The organism is Neobacillus cucumis (assembly GCF_002860255.1).
GTDB classification, from domain to species: domain Bacteria; phylum Bacillota; class Bacilli; order Bacillales; family Cytobacillaceae; genus Neobacillus; species Neobacillus cucumis_A.
Genome location: NZ_PGVE01000035.1, coordinates 163,029 through 186,788, shown reverse-complemented (window position 1 = coordinate 186,788; position 23,760 = coordinate 163,029). Strand labels below are relative to the sequence as shown.

The 23,760-nt window shown below is 39.2% G+C and carries 24 protein-coding genes; all 24 read right to left on the bottom strand.

The features are described 5' to 3' along the window. Window positions 1-15: 15 nt before the first annotated feature. The gene (gene trmFO, locus CVD27_RS08315; RefSeq protein ID WP_101647428.1) at window positions 16-1,323 is read right to left on the bottom strand and encodes an FADH(2)-oxidizing methylenetetrahydrofolate--tRNA-(uracil(54)-C(5))-methyltransferase TrmFO; all 1,308 of its coding nucleotides are present in this window, start codon (window positions 1,321-1,323) and stop codon (window positions 16-18) included. Window positions 1,324-1,521: 198 nt separating this feature from the next. Next, complete coding sequence (gene topA, locus CVD27_RS08310; protein ID WP_101647427.1) at window positions 1,522-3,603, bottom strand: type I DNA topoisomerase; 2,082 nt, start codon at window positions 3,601-3,603, stop codon at window positions 1,522-1,524. A gap of 337 nt (window positions 3,604-3,940) precedes the next feature. Next, a complete protein-coding gene (gene dprA, locus CVD27_RS08305) occupies window positions 3,941-4,840 on the bottom strand; it encodes a DNA-processing protein DprA (RefSeq protein ID WP_101647426.1) in 900 nt (299 codons plus the stop codon). 82 nt (window positions 4,841-4,922) lie between these two features. Further along, window positions 4,923-5,825, bottom strand: coding sequence for a succinate--CoA ligase subunit alpha (gene sucD, locus CVD27_RS08300; RefSeq protein WP_101647425.1), 903 nt, complete (start codon window positions 5,823-5,825; stop codon window positions 4,923-4,925). 22 nt (window positions 5,826-5,847) lie between these two features. After that, the gene (sucC, locus tag CVD27_RS08295; RefSeq protein ID WP_101647424.1) at window positions 5,848-7,008 is read right to left on the bottom strand and encodes an ADP-forming succinate--CoA ligase subunit beta; all 1,161 of its coding nucleotides are present in this window, start codon (window positions 7,006-7,008) and stop codon (window positions 5,848-5,850) included. A 212-nt stretch (window positions 7,009-7,220) separates the two neighbouring features. Beyond that, a complete protein-coding gene (locus tag CVD27_RS08290; RefSeq protein ID WP_101647423.1) occupies window positions 7,221-8,000 on the bottom strand; it encodes a ribonuclease HII in 780 nt (259 codons plus the stop codon). A 128-nt stretch (window positions 8,001-8,128) separates the two neighbouring features. Next, window positions 8,129-9,004 (bottom strand): ribosome biogenesis GTPase YlqF, encoded by an 876-nt coding sequence (ylqF, locus tag CVD27_RS08285; RefSeq protein WP_101647422.1) that lies wholly within the window; start codon window positions 9,002-9,004, stop codon window positions 8,129-8,131. Between the two features lie 27 nt (window positions 9,005-9,031). Next, the gene (gene lepB, locus CVD27_RS08280; protein ID WP_101647421.1) at window positions 9,032-9,595 is read right to left on the bottom strand and encodes a signal peptidase I; all 564 of its coding nucleotides are present in this window, start codon (window positions 9,593-9,595) and stop codon (window positions 9,032-9,034) included. 277 nt (window positions 9,596-9,872) lie between these two features. Next, window positions 9,873-10,217: a 50S ribosomal protein L19 gene (gene rplS / locus CVD27_RS08275; RefSeq protein WP_101647420.1), complete on the bottom strand. Its 345-nt coding sequence runs from the start codon at window positions 10,215-10,217 to the stop codon at window positions 9,873-9,875. A gap of 147 nt (window positions 10,218-10,364) precedes the next feature. Then, window positions 10,365-11,108 carry a tRNA (guanosine(37)-N1)-methyltransferase TrmD gene (trmD, locus tag CVD27_RS08270; protein ID WP_101647419.1) on the bottom strand — a complete coding sequence of 248 codons (744 nt, stop codon included), beginning with the start codon at window positions 11,106-11,108 and terminating at the stop codon, window positions 10,365-10,367. After that, complete coding sequence (gene rimM / locus CVD27_RS08265; protein ID WP_101647418.1) at window positions 11,105-11,623, bottom strand: ribosome maturation factor RimM; 519 nt, start codon at window positions 11,621-11,623, stop codon at window positions 11,105-11,107. Before rimM ends, trmD begins: the two co-directional genes overlap by 4 nt. Before the next feature lie 14 nt (window positions 11,624-11,637). Further along, window positions 11,638-12,024 carry a YlqD family protein gene (locus CVD27_RS08260; protein WP_101647417.1) on the bottom strand — a complete coding sequence of 129 codons (387 nt, stop codon included), beginning with the start codon at window positions 12,022-12,024 and terminating at the stop codon, window positions 11,638-11,640. Window positions 12,025-12,107: 83 nt separating this feature from the next. Next, the gene (locus CVD27_RS08255; RefSeq protein WP_101647416.1) at window positions 12,108-12,338 is read right to left on the bottom strand and encodes a KH domain-containing protein; all 231 of its coding nucleotides are present in this window, start codon (window positions 12,336-12,338) and stop codon (window positions 12,108-12,110) included. Window positions 12,339-12,349: 11 nt separating this feature from the next. Further along, window positions 12,350-12,622 carry a 30S ribosomal protein S16 gene (gene rpsP / locus CVD27_RS08250; protein ID WP_101647415.1) on the bottom strand — a complete coding sequence of 91 codons (273 nt, stop codon included), beginning with the start codon at window positions 12,620-12,622 and terminating at the stop codon, window positions 12,350-12,352. 109 nt (window positions 12,623-12,731) lie between these two features. Further along, window positions 12,732-14,081, bottom strand: a complete 1,350-nt coding sequence (gene ffh, locus CVD27_RS08245) for a signal recognition particle protein (RefSeq protein WP_101647414.1) — start codon at window positions 14,079-14,081, stop codon at window positions 12,732-12,734. Between the two features lie 12 nt (window positions 14,082-14,093). After that, window positions 14,094-14,426 (bottom strand): putative DNA-binding protein, encoded by a 333-nt coding sequence (locus tag CVD27_RS08240; RefSeq protein WP_101647475.1) that lies wholly within the window; start codon window positions 14,424-14,426, stop codon window positions 14,094-14,096. 100 nt (window positions 14,427-14,526) lie between these two features. After that, window positions 14,527-15,513, bottom strand: a complete 987-nt coding sequence (gene ftsY / locus CVD27_RS08235) for a signal recognition particle-docking protein FtsY (RefSeq protein ID WP_101647413.1) — start codon at window positions 15,511-15,513, stop codon at window positions 14,527-14,529. A 17-nt stretch (window positions 15,514-15,530) separates the two neighbouring features. Then, window positions 15,531-19,097: a chromosome segregation protein SMC gene (smc, locus tag CVD27_RS08230; RefSeq protein WP_101647412.1), complete on the bottom strand. Its 3,567-nt coding sequence runs from the start codon at window positions 19,095-19,097 to the stop codon at window positions 15,531-15,533. Between the two features lie 54 nt (window positions 19,098-19,151). After that, a complete protein-coding gene (gene rnc / locus CVD27_RS08225; RefSeq protein WP_101647411.1) occupies window positions 19,152-19,889 on the bottom strand; it encodes a ribonuclease III in 738 nt (245 codons plus the stop codon). Window positions 19,890-20,060: 171 nt separating this feature from the next. Next, window positions 20,061-20,294: an acyl carrier protein gene (gene acpP, locus CVD27_RS08220; protein ID WP_098528750.1), complete on the bottom strand. Its 234-nt coding sequence runs from the start codon at window positions 20,292-20,294 to the stop codon at window positions 20,061-20,063. A 70-nt stretch (window positions 20,295-20,364) separates the two neighbouring features. Further along, a complete protein-coding gene (gene fabG, locus CVD27_RS08215) occupies window positions 20,365-21,108 on the bottom strand; it encodes a 3-oxoacyl-[acyl-carrier-protein] reductase (RefSeq protein ID WP_101647410.1) in 744 nt (247 codons plus the stop codon). Beyond that, complete coding sequence (fabD, locus tag CVD27_RS08210; RefSeq protein ID WP_101647409.1) at window positions 21,105-22,052, bottom strand: ACP S-malonyltransferase; 948 nt, start codon at window positions 22,050-22,052, stop codon at window positions 21,105-21,107. The genes fabG and fabD overlap by 4 nt, the downstream gene beginning before the upstream one ends. Before the next feature lie 10 nt (window positions 22,053-22,062). Continuing rightward, on the bottom strand, window positions 22,063-23,073 hold the full coding sequence (plsX, locus tag CVD27_RS08205; RefSeq protein ID WP_101647408.1) for a phosphate acyltransferase PlsX: 1,011 nt from the start codon (window positions 23,071-23,073) through the stop codon (window positions 22,063-22,065). Between the two features lie 12 nt (window positions 23,074-23,085). Beyond that, on the bottom strand, window positions 23,086-23,649 hold the full coding sequence (gene fapR, locus CVD27_RS08200) for a transcription factor FapR (protein WP_101647407.1): 564 nt from the start codon (window positions 23,647-23,649) through the stop codon (window positions 23,086-23,088). Between the last annotated feature and the right edge of the window lie 111 nt (window positions 23,650-23,760).

The window sequence follows — 23,760 nt, the reverse complement described above, 5'->3', positions numbered from 1 at the left end:
CCCTTGCAACAAATTTTACAAAACTTTCACAAAGTTCTGAATTGTTTCTAACGCACGATTCGCATGCTGTAAATTACGTTCTTGCTTGCCTTTTATTTTCACAGGCAGTTCTGGAAATAGTCCAAAATTCGCATTCATCGGCTGGAAATTATCAGGATTAGCTGATGTGATATAACGTGCCATACTTCCAATCGCCGTTTCGGCCGGCAATTCAACAGTCTCCATACCAGATGCTAATCGAGCGGCATTTATCCCGGCAATTAAACCACTTGCAGCCGATTCAACATATCCTTCTACTCCTGTCATTTGACCAGCAAAAAATAGGTTTTCCCGGTTTCGGAATTGGTAGGTAGCTTTAAGTACTTTTGGTGAATTGATAAACGTGTTTCTATGCATCACACCATACCTTACAATTTCTGCATTTTCAAGACCAGGTATCAGGCTGAAAACTTCCTTTTGTGCCCCCCACTTTAAATGTGTCTGAAAACCAACAATGTTGAAAAGCGTACCAGCGGCATCATCTTGACGAAGCTGTACCACCGCATATGGTCTCTTCCCAGTTTTTGGGTCTTCTAAACCTACTGGTTTTAGCGGACCAAATAGCATCGTCTTCTTTCCTCTAGCTGCCATTACTTCAATTGGCATGCAGCCTTCAAAAAAGACTTCCTTTTCAAATTCCTTTGTTGGAGCCGTTTCAGCAGAAACAAGAGCTTCATAAAAAGTATTAAATTCTTCTTCTGTCATCGGACAATTTAAATATGCGGCTTCGCCTTTATCATATCGGGATTTCAAATAAACCTTGTCCAAATTAATGCTTTCTTTTTCTAAAATAGGTGCTGCTGCATCATAAAAGTAAAGATAATCTTCACCGGTTAAACTCTTTAACTGTTCTGAAAGAGCCTCGCTCGTAAGTGGTCCTGTTGCAATTACTGTGATGCCTTCAGGGATTTCGGTTACTTCTTCATTAATGACTGTTACATTTTCATGATTTTTGACCATCTCTGTTACCTTTGCAGCAAATTCGTGACGGTCCACTGCCAAGGCACCGCCAGCTGGTACAGAACATGCATCGGCAGCAGCAATAATTACAGAATCTAGTTTTCGCATTTCCTCCTTTAATACCCCGACTGCATTTGTAAGGGCATTGGCACGCAAGGAATTACTACAAACTAATTCAGCAAATTTATCCGTATGATGTGCTGGAGTTTGCTTGACGGGGCGCATTTCATAAAGATTTACCTTCACACCACGTTTTGCTATTTGCCATGCGGCCTCACTTCCGGCCAAACCAGCACCTACTACATTTATTGTCAGATCTTTCAATTAAGTACCTCCTCAATAACATTCAATATTTATGCTAGTATTCATTTTGAATTAATAAGTACTATAAATATACCTTTCCCTTAGGAGAAGTCCATCTTGCATTGTACTATACGAATGAAGAACAAAAAAGTTTTTTGTTTATTAGAAAAGTTGGGATTTCCTTTATTTCCAAATTAAAAGAGTGGGATTCCCCCACTCTTAGCTTTGCGGCTCTTCTTTATAATCACATTGCACACACTGAACTTGAACACCTTTTTTTAGTTTCTTTTCAATCAGCATGCTTTCACATTTAGGGCAAGATCTTGGAAGCGGCTTATCCCATGAGATAAATTCACAATCAGGATAATTCGTACAGCCATAAAAAATTCTTCGTTTCTTACTCTTCCGTTCAATAATCTGTCCTTCTTTACAGGTTGGACATGTTACACCAATCTCTTTAACAATTGCCTTCGTATTTCGGCAATCAGGAAAATTACTGCAGGCCATAAATTTGCCGTATCGTCCCATCTTGAATACCATGGGACTGCCACAGTTTTCGCAATCCTCACCTGCCGGCTCATCTTTTATCTCGACGGACTGCATTTCTTTTTCTGCCTTTTGAAGATGTTTCTCGAAATCCTTATAAAAATCATCTATAACTTGAACCCAGCTAACTTTTCCTTCTTCTACATAATCTAGGCCCTGCTCCATTTTAGCTGTGAATTCTGCATCCAAAATCTCAGGGAAAAACTCAAGCATTAATTCATCAATAATCTCACCGAGTTCTGTAGGTACAAATCGTTTATTATCCAATGTAACATAACCGCGCTTTTGGATTGTATCCAAGGTTGGAGCATAAGTTGAAGGGCGGCCTATACCCAATTCTTCTAATGTTTTTACAAGTCTAGCTTCCGTATATCGCGGCGGCGGCTGAGTGAAGTGCTGTTTTGGATCAATATCCTTTTTAAACACTTCATCCCCTTCTTGAAGGTCTGGAAGCATTTTATTTGGACTATCCACTTGGTCATCGGTACCCTCAACATACACCTTCATAAAGCCTGGAAACTTAATCTTAGAGCCCGTTGCACGAAAAATAACATTACCATTTTGCAAATCAACGCCCATCGTATCCATGACTGCCTGGGCCATTTGGCTCGCAAGGAACCGCTCCCAAATTAGTTTGTATAATCGAAGCTGATCTCGGGATAGAAATTCTTTTAAACTGTTAGGATCTCGTAACGTACTTGTTGGCCGGATGGCTTCATGAGCATCTTGAGCATTGGTTTGTTTCTTTTCTTTTCTTTGGTCATTCTTCAAATACTCTTCTCCGAACTCTGCCTTTATATAGCTGGCCGCTTCAGCCTGAGCTACTTCTGAAATTCGAGTGGAGTCAGTTCTCATGTATGTAATGAGACCTACTGTTCCTTCTTTCCCAAGCTCAATCCCTTCATACAATTGCTGTGCAAGCATCATGGTTTTCTTGGCGCGGAAATTTAACTTTCTTGCCGCTTCTTGTTGGAGGGATGAAGTAATAAAAGGCGGTGCCGGATTTCTGCGGCGTTCCTTTTTGGACACAGAGACGACCTTGAATTTATTTTCCTCCATCTGTTTCAATACTGCTTGAACATCAGCTTCCGACTTTAATTCATATTTTTCTTGTCCCACTAGGGAATGGAAAGCCGCACTAAACTGATTTTTCCCCTTTAGGAACTCACCTTCAATGGTCCAATATTCTTCAGGAGTAAAATCCTTAATTTCATTTTCACGATCTATAATTAACCGGACTGCCACTGATTGGACCCGGCCAGCACTTAATCCCTTTTTAACCTTTTTCCAGAATAACGGGCTGATGTTGTAACCGACAAGCCGGTCTAAAATCCTTCGTGCCTGCTGGGCATCGACAAGATCCATATTAATCGGGCGCGGATGTTTAAAAGATTCTTTTATCGCATCTTTTGTAATTTCGTTAAATACCACGCGGCAATCGGAATGGATATCAACATCTAAACTGTGAGCTAAATGCCATGCAATTGCTTCCCCTTCACGATCCGGGTCAGCTGCGAGATAAACTTTTTTTGCTTTTTTTGCTGCCGTTTTTAAGTCCTTTAATACCGGACCTTTTCCACGAATGGTAATATATTTTGGTTCAAAACTTTTTTCAACATCTACTCCCATTTGACTGCGTGGCAAGTCGCGGACATGTCCCATTGAAGCTTTTACTTTATATTTATTTCCTAAATAGCGCTCTATTGTTTTCGCTTTTGCTGGCGATTCAACAATTACTAGATATTCTGCTGCCATTCTATATCCTCCTTAAGAGGGAAAGTGTGAAAGCGCCTTGAATGCGGCAAAAGCCTGATTCTAAGATGCTTACCATTTGAGAAGATTTCCTATTTTCCAGTTTTTACACATTTCACTGGAGAAAATACTTTACAAAACTGCCTATCCCGAAATTTTTAAAGTATATGTTAATTAACATAGTATTTAAATTTTTGTATTCTATTCATTATTTTATTATTACGTTGATAGTATTTTAACATCTGTTGGAAAATGTATAACATTATAGAAATTTTTGCAACCTTTTTTAGGTAATTTCTCCATTTAATCAAAAATACCTGCAAAAAAAAGATTTTATTCTTTAGTTTTTATTGATCTTTTGAGAATGATATTTTAGATCTTCCAAAATATCCTTTGCAGTCAAAACAAGTTTTGCCCCTTGTTGGATTAATTCATTCGTCCCGTCGGAGCAGGGATTAAAAATGCTTCCAGGTAACGAAAATACATCACGCCCTTCATTGACTGCATAATTGGCAGTGATGAGAGAGCCGCTTTTCCGCTTTGCTTCTATAATAAACGTTCCAGCAGCTAATCCGCTAATAATTCGATTCCGGGCTGGAAAATGCCACCTAAGCGGCTTAGTATCTGGGGGATATTCAGAGAGGACTAACTGTGTTTTCATCATATCAACAGCGAGAGGAATATTTTCTTTTGGATAGATATGATAAAAGCCACCTGCAATAACCCCAATAGTCTTTCCGCCAATTTTTATTGTCTGTTCATGTGCTAGGGCATCAACCCCCTTGGCTAGGCCGCTTACGATGAGGATATCATTTTCAATCAACTCAGGAAAGAGAAGCTTAATTGCATTTTTACCATATTGGGTTGCTTGGCGGGACCCGACGACGGCAAGCTTTGGTTCTTTTTCTAATAGTGCTAAATCACCCTTTGCATATAACGCCCAAGGGGGCTGATAGATTTCTTTTAATGATGGGGGATACTCTTTATCAAAAATCGTGATTACAGCTATGTCGTTGGTTTGATATTGTCGAATTTGTTCATGAATGGAATCAGGAAGGAAAGAAGTACTAGAAGATTTAGAAGAATCTAGATTTAAGTTTGGGAGAAACAGATTTGAAGGAGTGGTGGACTCGGATAATGACTGGAGCATCGGATCTTTTTTCAGGATGGTATATACATTATTCCAGGACATATTGGGATAGTGCAGTAACTGAACAAATTTTTCTTTAAACCTATCCATAAATTAAATACCTCCATTAATTTGCTATGATAAATAGTCCCTCAATGTTTTGAGGGACTATTTGAAACCTTCAAAATGGTAATTAGTGCGTTTTACACTTCTCGTATAAGCCTTGTTCTTTTAATACTTCGATTAGTGTTTCGCCCATTACAGAAGGAGTGTCAGCTACTTTAATGCCGCATTCATTCATGACACGAATCTTTTCATCTGCTGTACCTTTTCCGCCAGAGATGATGGCACCTGCATGTCCCATTCTCTTTCCTGGAGGTGCTGTACGGCCGCCAATGAAGCCAACGACAGGTTTTGTCATGTTAGCTTTAACCCATTCAGCCGCTTCTTCTTCAGCTGTACCACCAATCTCACCAATCATGATAACAGCATATGTTTCAGGGTCTTCATTAAATGCTTTTAAAACATCGATGAAATTTGTACCATTAACGGGGTCTCCACCAATTCCAACCGCAGTTGTTTGACCGATACCAGCTTGGGTTAATTGATGTACGGCCTCATATGTTAAGGTTCCAGAACGGGAAACAACACCGACATGGCCTTTTGTATGGATATATCCAGGCATAATTCCAATTTTACATTCGTCAGCTGTGATAACACCAGGGCAGTTTGGACCTACTAGGCGTGTCTTTTTGCCTTCCATGTATCGTTTAACTTTTACCATATCTAATACTGGGATATGCTCAGTAATACAGATAACAAGATCTAATTCCGCGTCAACCGCTTCAATAATGGAATCAGCTGCAAATGGAGCTGGAACATAGATAACAGAAGCATTAGCACCTGTGGCCTCAACAGCATCTCTTACTGTGTTAAATACAGGTACGCCTTCTACTTCTTGACCACCCTTACCTGGTGATGTACCGCCGACAATTTTTGTACCATATTCAAGCATTTGTTTTGTATGGAAACGGGCTGTTCCGCCAGTAATACCTTGAACAATAACTTTTGTATCTTTATTAATAAAAACGCTCACGTGAATTCCCCTTTCTTTGATCCTATTTGACTAATGAAACGATTTTTTGTGCACCGTCAGCCATGGATTCAGCAGCAATAATTTCAACGCTAGACTCAGCAAGGATTTTCTTACCTAATTCTACGTTTGTTCCTTCTAGACGAACAACAAGCGGAACCGATAGTCCAACCTGCTTAGCTGCTTCAACAACACCCTCAGCAATAACATCACACTTCATGATTCCACCAAAGATATTAACAAAAATACCTTTTACATTTGGATCTGAAAGGATAATTTTGAATGCTTCTGTAACCTTCTCAGCTGTTGCACCGCCGCCAACATCCAGGAAGTTAGCAGGATCTCCGCCATAATGCTTAACAATATCCATTGTAGCCATTGCAAGGCCCGCACCATTTACCATACAGCCGATATTTCCATCTAATGCGATATAGCTTAGGTCATATTTTGATGCTTCTATTTCTTTTGCATCCTCTTCTTCAAGGTCGCGATACGCTAAGACATCTTTTTGGCGATATAAAGCATTTGAATCAAAGTTTAATTTTGCATCTAAAGCCATAACCTTGCCGTCACCTGTTACCACTAATGGGTTAATTTCAGCGATTGAGCAATCTTTTTCAATATAGGCATTATATAAGCCCATCATAAATTTAACAGCTTGATTAACTAACTCGTTTGGAATATTAATATTAAAAGCAATGCGACGTGCTTGGAACGGCTGTAAGCCGATAGCTGGGTCGATTTCTTCTTTAAAAATTTTCTCAGGCGTTTTAGCCGCTACTTCTTCGATTTCTGTACCGCCTTCTTCAGATGCCATTAAAACGACACGTGAAGTGGCACGGTCTAATACTAAACCAACATAGTATTCTTTCTTAATGTCACAGCCTTCTTCAATTAGGAGGCGTTTTACTTCTTTACCCTCAGGACCAGTTTGATGCGTAACTAGGGTTTTACCTAAGATTTCGCTTGCATATGTACGAACCTCATCTAGGTTTTTCGCAACTTTTACTCCACCGGCTTTTCCCCGTCCGCCTGCATGGATTTGCGCTTTAACTACACATACCTGTGTTCCTAGTTCTTTAGCAGCTTCGACCGCTTCTTCCACTGTGAATGCCACTTTTCCGTTTGGAACAGTTACCCCGTATTTTCTGAGGATCTCTTTCCCTTGATACTCATGGATATTCATTTCCCATCCTCCTATCGAACTCTTCAAAAAATTGACTCCGTTTTCATTTTATATAATGACACAAACCTTGTCTACCATAAAGTATAAAAATTATACTCATCTTTAAAATATTCAGAAAAATAATAGCTAAGAAACCGTTTTCATAAGGATTTGGCAACTTTCCATTTTTTTCTTACAATAATAAAAAAACAGGCAAAAACCTGTTTTTTTCATTACTTTATTATGTTGATATAGTCCTTAACAGGGGCAAAACTTTTTCGATGATAAGGAGTGATTCCATATTGTTTAATGGCTTGGAGATGCTCCTTTGTTCCGTATCCCATATTTTGCTGAAAACCATAAACAGGATAACTCTCTGATAGCTCTTTCATTAACTCATCTCTTGCCACCTTTGCAACAATGGAGGCTGCTGCTATTGAGATACTTTTGGCGTCGCCTTTAATAATTGACTCGGTTGGATAGGGTGTTTCGAGCTTCATCGCATCGATCAGTAAAAAATCAGGCTTAGGTTCAAGAGAGACAACCGCAGCTTTCATGGCCTTTTTCGTGGCTTCATAAATATTCATTTCATCAATTTCTTCGGCAGGAATCATCGCTACACTATAAGCCATTGCCTCTTTTTTTATAAAACTTGCAAATTCCTCACGTTTTTTTTCAGTTAGTTTCTTCGAATCATCAATTCCAGCTAAGAAAAAATCCTCAGGTAAAATAACTGCGGCGGCCACAACCGGCCCTGCAAGAGGCCCTCTGCCTACCTCATCTACCCCCGCTATGAAACTAAAACCTTGTGCACGAATCTTCCTTTCATATTGATTCATTTCAGCAAACTTTGCACGGAGAAGTTTTTCTTGCTCTCTTTGTTTTTTCCATTTTGTCAAGGATGCTTGAACACCTTTTCGTTCATCTTTTTCAAGGTCAACAATAAAAGAATCTGTTTCCTCTAAAATTTCCACCAGTTTTTCCTCTATTTGGGCAATTGAAAGTCTCTTCATGTGTAATCACCTTGTTTATTAATTGAAAGACTATATTAAACTTGAATGTTGATCTCGCTCCAATCTACCTGGTTCAACTTTTAATAAAGCCAATTGAAAAAATCAAGCCCTCCATAGGGAGAGCTTTTTTATGAGTTATTTTGCATAGGGATTGGAATATCTTTTGGTCTTTCCAATGAAAGTGGTCCGAATTTTTCTGAACGGATTTCTCTAATGACTAATTCTGCCACTTTATCATAATCAACCATCCCTCCGCCCATTAAACAGCCTCTAAGCGTACCAATATGGTCAAATAATGCAACAATATCCTCAGGTATCTCATTTAGCTTGTACCGTTCCTGTAAGCGTTCTGGATAGGCCTTTTCTAAAAAGCGGAGCGAGTAAACCGTTAGGTCTTGGAGATTTAATAAAGTATCCTTTATTGCACCTGTTATCGCCAGCTTCATTCCAACTTCTTGGTCTTCAAATTTTGGCCATAAAATCCCCGGCGTATCAAGCAGTTCCATCTCTTTTCCTACTTTTATCCACTGTTGTGCTTTCGTTACACCAGGAGTATTTCCTGTTCTTGCAATGTTTTTCTTTGCGAGACGGTTAATAAGCGTGGATTTCCCTGCATTGGGTATTCCCACAATCATTGCTCGGATGGCTCTTGGTTTCACACCTTTTGCTTTTAACCGATCAAATTTTTCTTTTAGTATTTCATTTGAAGCCTGGACAATATTTTTCATGCCCTCGCCTGCTTGAGAATTGATTGCTAATGCTTTAATTCCCTTTTCAGCAAAGTAAGCAATCCATTCTCTTGTCACTTCTTTATCAGCCATATCAGCCTTATTTAATAAAACTAATCTTGGTTTATGCTGGATAATTTCGTCTATCATTGGATTTCTAGAGGAATATGGAATTCTCGCGTCCACCAATTCAAAAATAATATCAACCAGCTTTAACTTTTCTGTGACCTCTCTGCGAGCCTTGGCCATATGGCCGGGAAACCACTGGATCGTCAAAGTGCCACCTCCTTTTAAAAGCTTAAACTATTGACCATTAACCGTAACTATATGAGCATCCTTTAAAGGCCAGTAAACTACGTTTGTTTTTCCAATCACCTTACTCATTGGTACGGTTCCAATATGTCTTGAATCTTTACTAAAACGGCGGTTATCTCCCATCACAAACAATTCACCTTTTGGAACGGTTTTACGGCCAATTTTTTCTTCAAGGGTGAATGAACCCGTTAACGGACCATCTTCTACTTGTTTCTTATACTCATCCAAATAAGGCTCTTTATACGCTTTTCCATTGATATATAAAACATCATCCTTATACTCTAGCGTATCGCCTGGGAGACCTATTACACGTTTGATGTAATCCTTTCCTTCCGGGGCATGAAAAACGATAATATCAAATCGCTTAGGCTCCCCGATTTTGTAACTGAATTTATTAACAATCATCCTGTCTTGGTCTTTTAATGTCGGCATCATGGATAACCCATCTACAACTATTGGAGCAAAAAGAAAATATCGAATGACTGCAGCTAAAGCAACTGCAATTAATAATGCTTTCGTCCATTCCCATAGTTCATTTTTCTTCTTTGTCATACTATTCCCCACCAATCACTATTAAAAAATGTCTTATAAAGCCTATTTTACAAAAGTTAAACTTAATTAACACGATGGGATGATCATTTTAACCAAACTTTAATAATTTGATTAAAAATCAGCTAAATAAATGAAACAATTCGATACATATCATTTACCATGACTAGATTTGTTATGTATAAAAAAGAAAAGCGGAAGTGCCTCTTTTGCATGTTGACTGAACACTAGAGTGAGACAAAAAAAGAGCCTGCTTGAGCAAGCCCTTTTTCGTCTCTTATTATCGAATCTCTTTAATTCTAGCTTTTTTACCACGAAGGTTACGCAAGTAGTAAAGCTTAGCACGGCGAACTTTACCGCGGCGAATTACTTCAAGCTTCGCAATTTTTGGTGTGTGTACTGGGAAAGTACGCTCTACGCCTACTCCGTAAGAAACTTTACGTACTGTAAAAGTTTCGCTAATTCCACCACCACGACGCTTAATCACAACACCTTCGAATAACTGAATACGCTCACGAGTACCCTCGACAACCTTTACGTGTACACGTACAGTGTCACCAGGACGGAACGCAGGAAGATCAGTGCGAAGTTGTTCTTGTGTGATTTCTCTAATTAATTGTTGCATCGTTTTCAACTCCTTCCAACAGATGCTCATACAAATCATCTTTCCTTGTTACATGCAGCGGAACATCGTTATAAGACTTCAATCTGAAAACTCTCAGCTCGCAAGTCACAAGAAGTATCATAACATAATTATTTGGAGCCTGCAATATTACTCGTAATCTTTTTTTACTTCTTTAAGCCATTTTTCTTGTTCTTTAGTGAGTTCGATTTTATCTAATAAATCCGGTCTTCTTAAAAGCGTCCTTCTTAGCGCCTCTTTATTGCGCCATTCTTCAATGAGTTTATGGTTACCAGACAAGAGGACATCTGGAACCTTCAACCCGCGAAAATCAGCCGGTCTTGTGTAATGTGGATGTTCTAGCAGCCCTGTGCTAAAAGAGTCTTTCTGATGCGATTCTTCATTCCCTAGGACTTCTGGCAATAATCGGACAACACTATCCACTACCACCATTGCACCAAGCTCGCCCCCAGTTAAGACATAATCACCAATTGAAATTTCGTCCGTGACGACATGTTCCCTGATCCGTTCATCATACCCCTCATAATGACCGCAAATAAAGATCAAGTGCTCTTCTTTAGCTAATTCCTCTGCTTTTCGCTGTTCAAAACGCTCACCTTGCGGGCAAAGGAGAATAACCCTTGGATTTTTGCTTTTTGCTTGTTCTCTAAGTGAGGCAACAGCATCAAAAATAGGCTGTGGTTTTAGAACCATTCCTGCCCCTCCGCCGTAGGGATAATCATCTACCGTAGAATGTTTGTTATCTGCAAAATCACGAAAATTCACTACGTTGTACTGTACTGAAGATTTCTCAGCCGCTTTTTGTAAAATAGAATGACCGAAAACTCCGGAAAACATTTCCGGAAATAATGTCAGGATATCGATTTGCATCATGACAAAAGACCTTCCATTGGATCAATGATAATCACTTTTTCTTTTACATCTACTTTTTTTACTACATCATGAATATAAGGGATTAGGTTTTCTTTGCCGCCTTTCCCTTTCACAACCCATACATCATTGGCGCCGGGTGAGAGAATCTCTGTTACCTTTCCGATTTCTTCCCCCTTTGTAGTGGCAACAAGACAACCGATTATTTCATGATAATAGAATTCATCTTCTTCTAATTCATCAAGTTGTGATTCAGGTACTTTTAAGATACCTTCTTTAAATTTTTCAACTTCATTAATATTATTGTAGCCTTCAAATGTCAGTAACTCAAAATTCTTATGCGTCCGGTGGCTTTTTACCGTTAATTCAACAGGAGTCTTGGAATTTGGCATAAATAAATAAAGGACATTCCCGGCCTTGTAACGTTTTTCCGGAAAGTCAGTTTTGGAAACTACTCGTACCTCGCCTTTAATCCCTTGTGTATTAACAATTTTTCCTACATTAAACCATTTTTCCATTTTTGCTTCACCTTCTATCTAATTTCCTTAATAATACCGTCTTCAACAATAATCGTAGATTGTCCATTCCTCTCGTCCCAATTATCACCAACATTTACTTCTATGAGGGCTTGGACTTCTTTTTCTTGCACTTCACTGCCTAGTGGTAGGATATGTAATTGTTCCATTTGAAACTCAAAAAGCGAAATTTTTTCTTTACGGATTTGAATTTCTTTATCAAATTTTTTCTTTAATGCTTCCGAAGAAAAGTTTTTTGTTCTTTCCAACCGTTTAAGTTCGAATAATAGCTGATCACTTTCCTTTTTCAGCTGCATGATCCTACCTTGAAACTTTTCGAAAAGCTGTTCCTTGCTTTTTTCAGTTAATACTTGTTTCACCACAACAGTTTGAATCAGCTGCAAAAAGATCCGCCTCCCTGTGTTCTAATAGGAACTATGCAAAAAAGGGAGGAATGAATCCCTCCCTTTTATCTAGATGCAAAAAGCTATTCACCAATTTCTAGAAAAATTTTCTTTTGTTGTGATGATCCTGCCGCATATACAACAGTTCTAATGGCCTTTGCAACGCGCCCCTGTTTCCCGATTACTTTCCCCATATCCGATTTATTGACGGATAATTGATAGGTAATACGAGATTCATCTTCTAAGACATCCACATGAACATCTTCAGGAAAATCAACAAGAGGCTTAACAATCGTTTCGATTAATTGTTTCATACGTTAAACAATTACTTGTTTAATTTTGCATTATGGAATTTTTCCATGATGCCTTGGTTTGAGAAAAGGTTACGAACTGTATCAGATGGTTTCGCACCGTCTTTTAACCATTTAAGAGCTAATTCTTCGTTGATGTCAACTAGTGCTGGCTCAGCAACTGGATTGTAAGTTCCAACTGTTTCGATGAAACGGCCATCACGTGGTGAACGAGAATCTGCTACTACAATACGATAGAAAGGAGTTTTCTTAGCTCCCATACGCTTTAAACGAATTTTTACTGCCATTTTAAATAAGCACCTCCGAATAGTTTCACACAAGATAGTATAATATCAATTCTTTTATAGTTTGTAAAGTGTTTTTTCTTTACAACCATTATTACCAATTTTTTTCAGCCTAAAACTTAAAAGGAAACTTAAATCCGCCCTTTTTCTTGCCTTTCATCTGCATTCCGGACATTTGTTTCATCATCTTCTTCATGTCTTCGAACTGCTTTAATAAGCGGTTAATTTCAGTAACTGGACGTCCGCTTCCTTTGGAAATTCTTTTCTTGCGGCTGGCATTAAGAATTTCCGGGTTATTTTTCTCTGCTTTGGTCATGGATTGAATGATCGCTTCCACGTGTGCAATTTGCTTTTCATCAATTTGAATATTATTCAAACCTTTGATTTTATTTGCCCCTGGCATCATCTTTAGCAATTCATCCAATGGACCTAAATTTCGAACTTGGCCAAGTTGATCCAAAAAGTCCTCTAAAGTAAAGGAAGCTGTCCGCATTTTCTGCTCTAACTCTTTAGCTTTTTGTTCATCCACATTCGCCTGTGCTTTTTCAATAAGCGTCAGAACATCGCCCATGCCCAAGATTCTCGAAGCCATTCGTTCTGGATGGAACGGCTCTAATGCATCCATTTTTTCACCAAGACCGACAAATTTAATTGGTGTCTGGGTAACGGCACGAATAGACAAGGCGGCTCCACCACGGGTATCACCATCAAGCTTAGTTAGGACCACACCTGTTAAGCCAAGCTGCTCATTAAAGCTCTGAGCTACATTGACAGCGTCCTGCCCCGTCATCGCATCGACCACAAGGAAGATTTCGTCTGGTTTGGTTAGTTCTTTAATGTCCTTTAGCTCGTCCATTAAAGCTTCGTCCACATGCAGACGTCCGGCGGTATCAATTAAGACATAATCATGATGTTCTTCTTTTGCTTTTGCAATAGCCTGCTTGGCGATTTCAACTGGGCTTACTTGGTCCCCTAGTGAGAATACAGGCATATCTAGTTGTTTACCCAGAGTTTCAAGCTGCTTGATCGCTGCAGGACGATAGATATCAGCTGCAACCAGCAAAGGTTTGCGATTATACTTTTTACGAAGTAATAGCGACAGCTTTCCTGTGGTTGTTGTTTTTCCGGCCCCTTGCAGTCCGACCATCATAATAACCGTCGGCGGACGATTGGAAGCAGCAATTTTGCTATGTTCGCCCCCCATTAACTCGGTTAGTTCCTCGTTAACGATTTTGATAATCTGCTGTCCAGGAGTTAAACTCTTTAGGACCTCTTGCCCTACAGCACGATCACTGACTTTTTTAACAAAATCTTTAACAACTTTGAAGTTAACGTCTGCTTCTAGTAGTGCAAGTCGGACTTCACGCATCATTTCTTTGACATCCGCTTCAGATACTTTCCCTTTTCCACGGATCTTTTGGATTGTATTTTGCAGTCGGTCGGCTAATCCTTCAAACGCCATTCATGCCGCCTCCTAATCTAATTTCTCAAGCTCAGTCACAATTTTTAATAAAGCTTCTTTTGATGGGTTCTCCTCGTTAAGCAATTGTTTCATGTCCCTGATCAGTCTGGTGCGCTCTTGAAATTTCTGAAGTAATAACAGCTTTTCCTCATACTCCTCGAGCATTGCCTCTGTCCGTTTAATATTATCATAAACGGCCTGTCTGCTGACGTCATACTCTTCAGCAATTTCCCCCAGAGAGTAATCATCTAAATAATAGAGAGACATATAGCTTTGTTGCTTTGGAGTTAACAGCGAAAAGTAAAAATCATATAGATAATTCATTCGCGTTGTCTTTTCAAGCATCATGCCAGTATTCCCTCCAATACCAATGTTAAGTGAAAAGCCTTTACAAAAAGTAGTTTACAGGGTCATATCCTATCTGTCAAGAAAATACCTTTACAACCTATTCTGTTTTTTCCACTTGATCGGCAAATAATCCGTAAACATATTTTTCTGCATCAAATTCTTGTAGATCATCCATTTTTTCACCAAGACCCACAAATTTAACAGGGATCTTTAATTCATTCCGAATGGCAAGAACGATACCGCCCTTTGCCGTACCATCCAATTTGGATAGGACAATTCCACTGACGTTTGTTGCTTCCTTAAACGTTTTTGCCTGAATCAGAGCATTCTGGCCGGTTGTCGCATCAAGAACTAAAATAACTTCATGCGGAGCACCAGGAATCTCGCGTTCAATGACACGTTTTACCTTTTCTAACTCTTTCATTAAGTTCACTTTATTTTGAAGACGTCCGGCGGTATCACACAATAAAATATCGGCATGGCGTGATTTAGCTGCTTGAATGGCATCATACATAACTGCTGCCGGGTCAGAGCCCGCTGCTTGCTTAATCACTTCGACACCAACTCTTTCCCCCCATACCTCAAGCTGTTCAATGGCACCGGCACGGAAGGTATCCCCTGCCGCCATCAACACTTTCTTACCTTCACTCTTAAACTTATACCCAAGTTTTCCGATGGTTGTTGTTTTGCCAACCCCATTCACTCCAACAAATAGAATTACCGTTAATCCATCGGGCTGAATGTTTAATTTCGATGATTGTTCTTCACCGGAATTATAAATGTCAACAAGCTTCTCGGAAATGACACTTTGTACTTCTTGAGGATCTTGAATGTTTCGGCGTTTTACTTCCATCTTGAGATCATCAATTAGCTCCATAACCGTTTCAAAACCAACATCCGCCTGAATTAAAATTTCCTCTAGTTCTTCAAAAAAATCTTCATCGACTTTTCGATATCTTGCCACAAGGTCGTTTACTTTTCCGGAAAAACTATCTCTCGTTTTCGTTAAGCCTTCTTTAAACTTTTCCGTTACTGTATCCGTAGATTTTGAGATTTTTTCTTTTAATTTTTTAAAAAAGCTCATATTTTCACTTCCTTAAATTATGATTCAACAAGTTCTTTTGTATCCTCGAGGCGGACAGATACGAGTTTTGAAACCCCTGATTCCTGCATGGTTACCCCGTACAGAACATCAGCCTCTTCCATCGTGCCTTTTCGATGGGTAATGACGATAAATTGTGTTTCTTCACTATACCGTTTTAAATATTGGCTGAAGCGGTGTACATTTGCCTCATCCAAAGCTGCTTCTACCTCATCAAGAATACAGAATGGAACAGGCCGTACTTTTAATATAGAGAATAACAAAGCAATAGCCGTTAGTGCACGTTCTCCTCCGGATAGAAGTCCAAGGTTTTGAAGCTTTTTGCCTGGCGGCTGGGCAACAATTTCAACACCAGTATTCAACAGATCTTCCGGTTCAGTAAGAACTAAATCCGCTCTTCCTCCTCCAAAAAGGGTCCGGAATGTCGGTTCAAAATGTTCGCGAATCCCTTCAAAGGTTTGTTCGAATCTTCTTTTCATTTCTGTATCCATTTCCTCAATAACCTTATAGAGAGTATCTTTTGCCTCTTGAAGGTCTGTTTTTTGTTCATTTAAGAACTCATATCGTTCAGAAACCCGTTCATATTCTTCAATTGCTCCTAGGTTAACATTGCCAAGCTCTTCAATCGCCAGCTTGATCAATTTTACTTTTTTCCTTGCTTCTTCAACCGGGATAGTTAATGGATATTGTTCTTTTGCTCCATCAAAAGAGAGGAGGTATTCTTCCCTTAGCTGCGAAAGTCGATTTTCGAGTTCCACATCCAAACGGTTGATTTTTACTTCCTCATCCTTTAAGACTACAATCATCCCTTTATGAAGTCGCTTTAACTCTTTTGCATCTAACTCCGTATTCTCAAGTGAGTCTTGCATGGATAAACGTTCTTGTCGTCTCTCCGTAATTAACTGTAAGGTCGCTTCTTTATCCTGCTGTTTTCGTTTAGCAGCAGCTTCTAATTGCTCTTCCCCTGAGGAACTATTCGTCATTTCTGATGTTAAAAGATTCAAATCCTCGGTAAAAATCGTCAGTTTTTGCTCACTGTCTCTTAAATCATCACTGAGTTGAGTCAGGCGTTCTTTTGCATGAATAAACTGCTCGTTTTTAGAAGCAAACTCTATTTTTAATTCATTGATTTCATTTGTCAACGTTTCTTTTGAGCTCAAATCATTTGTTTTTTGTTCTGTCAGCGTAGCAATTTGGGCATCCAGCTCAGCAATGGTTATTTTAAAGGATTCAAAAGCAGATGTTAATTCGCTTTTCCTTTTAAAAAGGGACTCTTTCTCTTCCGTTAATTGTCCTTTTTCAAGGTCATAAAGTGCTAAACGGTCATTTAGGTTCTTCTCTTGAAGCTCTGCCTCGCGTAGGTCCCCTTTGATAGATTGCTCACTTAGTCTCAGCGACTCGCCATTTTGACGAATCTCATCCACTTGTTTTTCAACTTGTTGAACTTCTGCTTTTAATCTCTTAACCGTTGTTTCTAAGCCTGTCGTTTTTGCTTCCATTACGACTAGATTTTCCTTTAAAGTTTCAAGTTCACCTTTTCTCGTTAACAAGGATGTCGTTTTTTGCTTCAGCGCCCCACCGGTCATGGAACCCCCAGGATTAACGATATCTCCATCCACTGTCACCATTCTTGCCCGATATTGAAGTATTTTAGCTAATTCATTCGCTCCCTTTAAGTCCTTCGTTATGACCACATTTCCAAGCAGATTATTCATAATTTCAGTATATTTCGGGTCAAATTTAACAAGGCTAACCCCGGTCCCAATTAAGGATGGATGGTTCTGAATGGCAGACAGCTGTGCAGCTGATAAAGTTCTCCCTTTAATAACGCTTAAGGGTAGAAATGTGGCTCGGCCAAATGAATTTTGCTTCAAATATTGAATAGCCGTCCGTGCATTCTGCTCAGTATCTACCACAATATGCTGAAGCGCACCGCCAAGGGCTGTTTCTATTGCGGTTTCATACTCTTTTGGAACGGTTACAAGCTCTGCTACCGCCCCCTCGATTCCTTTTAACTTATTTTCACGAGCCTTAAGGACCTCTTTAACACCTTGAAAAAAGCCAGCAAAGTCTTCTTCCATCTCTTCAAGCATTTCTTTTCTTGATTTTGCCTGCTGAAGCAGCTGGTAGGCTTGATACAAGGTTTTTTCTTGCTTCTCATAATTATTTTTAACAGCCTCAAGTTCACGCTGTCCTTCACGGTACGCAACTAAATGTTCAGCTAGTCTTTTTTGAACCTCATCTAAGGCTGTTTTGATTTCCAGTTTTTTACTTTGAGCCGTAAGACGGTCCTGCAAATATTTCTCGTTTTCGGTATCAAGCCGGATAACTCTTCGTTCTTGCTGATCTAATTGCTGGTCAATATATTTTATTTCGTTTTTCGCGCCAGCTTGGTCGTTTAATAAATCAATATACTCACTTTTTAAGCCTTCAATTTTTTCTTCTATATTCTCTGAAAATAAAGGCAGCTTTTCTTGCCGTTCTTTTAATTCGAATTGCAATTTTTCAACTTGTATCGTTAGGTCCTTTACTGTTTCAGCCTGTAGGTCTCTATTTTTCCTTAGTTGAATGATGCGGTCAGTAAGTTCAGAGATATTCGTTTTTAACTGTTCTTTATTTTGAGCAGCATTCTTCTTCCGTTCCTTTAGTACTTCTTTTCTTCCCTCAAGCTTTTCGAGTTCTTCACTAGCATGTAAAAGCACATTCTGCAAATCAGTGATGGACTCGTCCATGGCAGCAATCTTGTCCCTTGTCTCGACCATTTCTGCTTCTTTCACTTGCAATTCGGAGGAAAGTTTTAGTTCTTCCTGTTGGTGCTCCTCTAATTGCTTAGAAAGTTGTTCCCATTTTTGATGGAGGTCTTCTATCTCAAAAACAGTTAACGCCACCTCAATCTTTTCAAGCTCTCCTTTTTTCTCTAAAAAGTCTTTTGCCATAGATGCTTGAATTTTCAGCGGCTCCACTTGGCCCTCAAGTTCATGTAAAATGTCATTCACACGATTTAAATTATCTTGTGTTTCAAACAGTTTTACTTCTGCTTTTTTCTTACGATTCTTATATTTCAGAACCCCGGCAGCCTCTTCAAAGATTGTTCGGCGTTCCTCTGCCTTGCTGTTTAATATCTCTTCTACTTTTCCTTGGCTGATAATAGAAAAAGCTTCCCGGCCAAGACCAGAATCCATAAATAAATCAATGATATCTTTAAGACGGCATGACTGTTTATTTATAAAAAAATCACTATCACCTGAGCGCGAAACCCGTCTAGTCACACTAACTTCATTAAAATCAATCCCTAATCCTTGATCGGTATTATCTAATGTCAGTGTCACTTCAGCAAAATTCAGAGCTTTTCTGGAATCGCTTCCGGCAAAGATAATATCTTCCATTTTGCTGCCTCTTAAAGACTTGGCAGATTGTTCCCCCAATACCCAGCGAATAGCATCCGTAATATTACTTTTGCCGCTGCCATTGGGACCAACTACAGCCGTTACTCCAGGAACAAAATCAACTTCAATGCGCTCAGCAAAAGATTTAAAGCCAATAATGTCCAACCGTTTTAAAAACATTTCTTTTATCCTCCCTACGCTGCACGGGGATTTCTCCTGCAAACATTGTCATTTCTACGTTGTTTTTGTTTTTAATACCTTAAGGGCCATTTCAGCCGCATGCTGCTCGGCTTCTTTCTTCGATTTTCCAGTGCCTACACCAAGCTCTGCCCCATTAAGTGATACTCTTGAAACAAATTCCTTATTATGGGCAGGCCCTTTTTCCTGAAGGACACGATATTCGATTATACCCGCTCCATCGCGCTGAACAAGCTCTTGTAACTGACTTTTAAAATCCATCACATGAGAAAAAGCACCGGCATTTATTTTAGGAAAGACCACTCTTTCAAGGAATTCGACTACTTTCTCAATTCCCTGATCCAAATATAGTGCACCAATGAAAGCTTCAAATACGTCTGCTAGAAGGGCAGGCCGTTCCCTTCCGCCAGTCATCTCTTCACCTTTGCCCAGTAAAATATGCTTGCCAAATTCAAGTTCATTAGCTAGTGAAACCAGTGAAGGCTCACATACGATAGCAGCACGCAGTTTCGTTAATTCTCCTTCAGTCATCGTAGGATATTTTTTAAAAAGGAATTGTGAAACCGTTAATTCTAGGACAGCGTCTCCTAAAAATTCAAGTCTTTCATTATCTTCGAATGGCTTTCTGCGATGCTCATTCACATAGGATGAATGTGTAAATGCTTGTTTTAATAATTTTTCGTTTTCAATCGTCACTCCGATTGAAGTCTGAAAATCCTTAAATTGATTTTCTTTTGCGCGATTTACCTCTTTATCTTTACCGTTCTTGCGCATGAATTTCTCCACCTTGCATTTAATTTACAAACTACTTACTAAGAGTTTAAAAAAGTTTTTATGAAAACGCAAAGAAACTTGGCAGATAGTTTTGCCAAGTTCACTGCCAAGTTCTATCATACAGAATAAAGCTCCGTTTGCAAACGGAGCTTTTGAATAAATCTAACGGGATTATTTACTGCTATTTATGTAATTAACAGCATCACCAACTGTACTGATTTTTTCAGCATCATCGTCAGAAATTTCCATATCGAACTCATCTTCTAATTCCATTACTAGTTCAACTACGTCAAGGGAATCAGCGCCAAGATCATCTTTAAATGAAGCTTCAAGCTTAACTTGAGACTCATCAACACCTAAACGGTCAACGATGATTTTTGTAACACGTTCTAATACCTCTGCCATACTTGTTCACCTCCCCTCAAGCTATTATAGAGTATTTCATTAAAAAGATAAATCTAAAATAAAATTATTTTCACATCACCATGCCGCCATTAACATGGAGCGTCTGACCAGTGATATACGATGCATCATCAGATGCGATAAAGGCGGTTATTTTAGCTATATCCTTAGGCTCCCCTAATCGAGCTAAAGGAATTTGTTTTAACATTTCTGACTTTACTTCTTCAGATAATTTATCTGTCATGTCAGTGGTGATAAAGCCAGGAGCGATAGCATTTACTGTGATATTGCGTGATGCCAATTCTTTGGCTGTTGTTTTCGTTAAGCCAATGACTCCAGCTTTTGCTGCCACATAGTTGACTTGACCTGGATTTCCGCTTACACCGACAACAGAGGCAATATTAATAATCCGGCCAACTCGCTGCTTCATCATTTGTCTTGTCACAGCTTTTGTACAGAGGAATACACCTTTTAGGTTGGTATTGATTACATCATCCCATTCCTCTTCCTTCATTCTCATTAATAAATTATCTCTTGTAATACCAGCGTTATTAACGAGAATGTCTAGTCTTCCGAAACGGTCTACAGCTGCTTTTACCATTTCCGTCACTTCTTCAGAATCTGCAACGTTACATTTTACCGCAAAAGCATCTCTGCCAAGAGCCTTAATTTCATCCACAACCTCATTTGCTTTTGCTTCACTGCCGGAAAAATTTACTGCAACATTAGCACCTTGTCTTGCTAATTCTAAAGCAATTTCTCTGCCGATTCCTCGGGATGCACCCGTAACAAGAGCTGTTTTCCCATCTAAAATCATAGTTTTTCCTCCTTTAAGGCGTCTAATACAGTCTGAGCGCTTTCCTCATCCGACACTGAATAAGTTTTAACAGTCTTATCAATTTTCTTGATTAATCCTGATAGTACTTTACCAGGGCCAATTTCAATGAATGTATCAACCCCAAGGCTGATCATTTTTGCTACGGAATCTTCCCATAGTACCGGAGAGTAAAGTTGTTCTATTAATTTATCTTTAATGTCTAAATTTGCACTAATTGGTTCTGCCGTAACGTTTGCAATCACTGGGATTTCGGCATCCTTCATTTCTATTTGATCTAGAACTTCACGTAATTGATTCGCTGCCGGTTTCATTAATGCTGAATGGAACGGTCCGCTTACCTCTAGAGGCAATACTCTTTTAGCGCCTGCTTCTTTTGCCTTAGCACCAGCATTTTGTACGCCTTCCCTTGAACCGGAAATAACAATTTGACCAGGACAGTTTAAATTTGCTAAGGAAACAGGGAAACCCGTTTCATTCACTTCATCTGTCACTTTTTGAAGCGCATCACGATCTAATCCTAAAACAGCGGCCATTGAACCCTCACCATTAGGAACAGCATGTTCCATAAACTCTCCCCGTTTGCGAACAGCGTAAACCCCATCTTCAAAAGATAGTACCCCTGCTGCAACCAGAGCCGTATATTCTCCTAAGCTGTGCCCTGCAACAAAATCAGCCTTAATGCCAGAACGTTGAAAGTAGTCTAAGATAGCGATACTCGTTGTTAACAATGCCGGCTGTGTATTATACGTCAACGTCAACTCTTCTTTTGGACCTTCAAAGATTAGCTCAGATAAAGGTACATTTAGCTTTTTATCTGCTTTTGAAAAATAATCCATAATGTCAGGGTGTTTTTCTGCTAACTCTTTCCCCATTCCTACCGTTTGTGAGCCTTGACCAGGAAAAACAAAAGCTATTTTACTCATATTAACACCTCTATTGTTCTAATTTTACTGAATCTGAATCTGACTCTTCTACTGCTTTATGAATTAATTGGACAACATCGTTACCTACCATTTCCCTTGTCTGCCTGATTGCACTATAAATAGCTTGGGCGTTGGATGAACCATGTGCCTTAATGACCGGTGCTTTTAGTCCAAAAAGAGCGGCACCGCCATACTCTGAATAATCCATTGTATTTTTCAATTTCATTAGGTTTGGTTTTAAGACGGCTGCAGCCAGTTTACTTGTAAAACTGCTCATTAACGCAGTTTTTAGCATTTTAAACATCGATAGGGCGGTGCCTTCAAGTGTTTTCAACACCATATTACCGGTAAATCCATCGGTCACCACAACGTCTGCCACACCTTCGAGTAAATCCCGTGCCTCGACATTTCCAACAAAATTCAAATTACTATTTTTCAATAGAGTAAACGCACTTTTGGTCAGTTCATTACCTTTCTTTTCTTCCGTACCAATATTTAGAAGCCCCACTCTTGGATTTTTCAAACCTCTAACCTTTTCACTATAAATGGAACCCATGATGGCAAATTGAACTAAATGTTCAGGCTTTGCATCGGCATTTGCTCCCACATCGAGAAGAAGAAAGCCCTCTCCGCCAATGGTTGGAAGTGTAGGTGCAAGCGCAGGCCGATCGATTCCTTCAATGCGTCCTACAACAAATAGTCCAGCCGCCATTAATGCACCTGTATTCCCTGCTGAGATACAGGCGTCAGCTAAGCCATCGGTAACTTGTTTTGCTGCTAGAACCATGGAGGCATCTTTTTTACGGCGAACAGCTCTTACTGGTTCATCCGTTCCAAGTATAACTTCCGTTGTATGTAAAATAGATATTCTTTCGTGACTCGTAAGTGTTTCCTTGATTTGTTTTTCGTCCCCCACAAGGGTAATATGTATATCAGAAAAGGACTGAACAGCCTTCATTGCACCTAATACAATTTCTTTTGGGGCATGATCTCCGCCCATGGCATCGATTGCTATTTTCATGTGTCTCATCCCTTAATTATTTTTCGAACGATACATTTCAAAATCTCCGGTAAAAACTAGTTCATTATTGACAAAACTTTTTACTTCTACGGATGTTCTTCCGGAATCATCTATTTTTGTTACCTTGGCTTTGGCAATTACACGTTCATTTAAATTGACAGATCGTTTAAATTGAATATTTGCCTTGGCCGTTAAAGCCAATTCGTCATTAATGACAGCAACAGCAAGTGAATTAGCCTGTGCAAAAACATGGTGCCCTCGAGCAATATTATTACGCTTAAAAACATGTTCTTTTTTTACATCAAAAATAGAGATGGCATTTTGGTCTAGTTCAATATGGATAATTTCACCGATTACTTCTTCTAATGGTAAGGAGCGGACTTCGTCATCAAAACGTTTCTCCGCAACAGTTTTAATTCGTTCACGAAGTTCCGGTATCGATAACTCCAAGCGGTCGAGACGGATGGTCTGAACACTAACTTGAAATTTTTCCGCTAGTTCTTCATCTGTTATAAAAGGATTATCTTTTATGGTAGAAGTTAATAATTGTTGTCGCTCTTTTTTGCTTCTTCTCATGATTTTCACACCGTCCGAGCTCTTATGACTAGGTACTAAGAGTAGTATAAAATTTAAAAAAGCAGATTGCAAGATTAATTTTATTTTTGGAAAATCAGAAGTGCCCGGTTT

Bases quoted from the DNA above. Each gene is read 5' to 3' on its own strand.
- rnc (WP_101647411.1), bottom strand. From the start codon at position 19,889: ATGCGCAAGAACGGTAAAGATAAAGAGGTAAATCGCGCAAAAGAAAAT.
- CVD27_RS08290 (WP_101647423.1), bottom strand. From the start codon at position 8,000: ATGAAGAGACTTTCAATTGCCCAAATAGAGGAAAAACTGGTGGAAATT.
- smc (WP_101647412.1), bottom strand. From the start codon at position 19,097: ATGTTTTTAAAACGGTTGGACATTATTGGCTTTAAATCTTTTGCTGAG.
- dprA (WP_101647426.1), bottom strand. From the start codon at position 4,840: ATGGATAGGTTTAAAGAAAAATTTGTTCAGTTACTGCACTATCCCAAT.
- ftsY (WP_101647413.1), bottom strand. From the start codon at position 15,513: ATGAGCTTTTTTAAAAAATTAAAAGAAAAAATCTCAAAATCTACGGAT.
- rimM (WP_101647418.1), bottom strand. From the start codon at position 11,623: ATGGAAAAATGGTTTAATGTAGGAAAAATTGTTAATACACAAGGGATT.
- plsX (WP_101647408.1), bottom strand. From the start codon at position 23,073: ATGAAAATAGCAATCGATGCCATGGGCGGAGATCATGCCCCAAAAGAA.
- sucC (WP_101647424.1), bottom strand. From the start codon at position 7,008: ATGAATATCCATGAGTATCAAGGGAAAGAGATCCTCAGAAAATACGGG.
- lepB (WP_101647421.1), bottom strand. From the start codon at position 9,595: ATGACAAAGAAGAAAAATGAACTATGGGAATGGACGAAAGCATTATTA.
- fabD (WP_101647409.1), bottom strand. From the start codon at position 22,052: ATGAGTAAAATAGCTTTTGTTTTTCCTGGTCAAGGCTCACAAACGGTA.
- ffh (WP_101647414.1), bottom strand. From the start codon at position 14,081: ATGGCGTTTGAAGGATTAGCCGACCGACTGCAAAATACAATCCAAAAG.
- fapR (WP_101647407.1), bottom strand. From the start codon at position 23,649: ATGAGAAGAAGCAAAAAAGAGCGACAACAATTATTAACTTCTACCATA.
- CVD27_RS08255 (WP_101647416.1), bottom strand. From the start codon at position 12,338: ATGAAACAATTAATCGAAACGATTGTTAAGCCTCTTGTTGATTTTCCT.
- rplS (WP_101647420.1), bottom strand. From the start codon at position 10,217: ATGCAACAATTAATTAGAGAAATCACACAAGAACAACTTCGCACTGAT.
- CVD27_RS08240 (WP_101647475.1), bottom strand. From the start codon at position 14,426: ATGCTTGAAAAGACAACGCGAATGAATTATCTATATGATTTTTACTTT.
- rpsP (WP_101647415.1), bottom strand. From the start codon at position 12,622: ATGGCAGTAAAAATTCGTTTAAAGCGTATGGGAGCTAAGAAAACTCCT.
- topA (WP_101647427.1), bottom strand. From the start codon at position 3,603: ATGGCAGCAGAATATCTAGTAATTGTTGAATCGCCAGCAAAAGCGAAA.
- acpP (WP_098528750.1), bottom strand. From the start codon at position 20,294: ATGGCAGAGGTATTAGAACGTGTTACAAAAATCATCGTTGACCGTTTA.
- trmD (WP_101647419.1), bottom strand. From the start codon at position 11,108: ATGATGCAAATCGATATCCTGACATTATTTCCGGAAATGTTTTCCGGA.
- fabG (WP_101647410.1), bottom strand. From the start codon at position 21,108: ATGATTTTAGATGGGAAAACAGCTCTTGTTACGGGTGCATCCCGAGGA.